At 61.4% G+C, this 316-nt stretch carries 1 pseudogene; it reads left to right on the top strand.

What is annotated here, in order from left to right:
• Positions 1-66: 66 nt before the first annotated feature.
• Positions 67-316: pseudogene (locus PZH32_RS12350) on the top strand (guanylate cyclase); the annotation flags it as partial.

The following is a 316-nucleotide window of genomic DNA, read 5'->3' as shown; positions in this document are numbered from 1 at the left end:
GAGAAAAGCCGCTAGAATAGCAACAGCATTACGGGAGACACCGAGGACTAAAAGAAGGAGGACGCCATGGGACTGCTCGCTCGTCTTTCGCGCGTGGTGCCGCTTGCCCTGCTTCTGGCGCTGGTGGCGGCCATGATCTACCTGGTGGTCACGTACCGTCATTCTCCGGCCCGGGCCAAAGAAGTGCTCATCCTGGTGTTCACGTGGCTGTGCGGTGGTCTCAGCGTGTTTTTCGCTCTGGCCTCGGTGTACGCCTTCATCGACCACGCCACGGCGGTGCTGGATCTGACCGCCAGCTTCCTGGCGGTGACGCTGG

It is taken from the genome of Adlercreutzia equolifaciens (genome assembly GCF_029076695.1).
Lineage (GTDB): Bacteria > Actinomycetota > Coriobacteriia > Coriobacteriales > Eggerthellaceae > Adlercreutzia > Adlercreutzia equolifaciens_A.
This window is presented reverse-complemented; position numbering and strand designations above follow the sequence as displayed.